The organism is Mesorhizobium sp. M8A.F.Ca.ET.207.01.1.1, from assembly GCF_004794715.1.
In the GTDB taxonomy this organism is placed as follows: domain Bacteria; phylum Pseudomonadota; class Alphaproteobacteria; order Rhizobiales; family Rhizobiaceae; genus Mesorhizobium.
Map to the genome: position 1 here is coordinate 1 of NZ_SRUS01000125.1, position 413 is coordinate 413.

General features: G+C 70.0%; 1 protein-coding gene. It reads right to left on the reverse strand.

What is annotated here, in order from left to right:
* On the reverse strand, window positions 1-413 hold a 413-nt coding region (locus EN850_RS33800), incomplete at both ends, for a molybdopterin dinucleotide binding domain-containing protein (RefSeq protein ID WP_281407303.1).

Sequence of the window (413 nt, forward strand, 5' to 3'; positions counted from 1 at the left end):
CGGCCACGGCCCTGGCTGCGAACTGGCCGCTCCAATGCATGGGCATGAAGGCCTGGCCGCGGCGCTGCGCTTCCGACACGCGCACTCTGGTGCGGACGAAACCGAAGCGTGTCGACAGATGGGCGAGGTCGCCATCCTTGAGGTGGCGCGCGGCCGCATCCGCCGGATGGAGATCGACTGCAGGCTCCGGCGCGTTCGCCATCAGGCGCGGCACGTTCCCGGTGCGTGTCATGGTGTGCCACTGGTCGCGCAGCCGGCCTGTGTTCAGGGCAAGCGGATAGTCGGCGTCGACGGTGAAGGCCGTAGCTTCCTGCCGCACCGTCACGAAGCGGGCGCGGCCGTCAGGCGTCGGGAAGCGGCCATCGCCGAGCAATCTTGTGTGCTGCTCGCGCCGGTCCGAAGCGGGCCAGTGC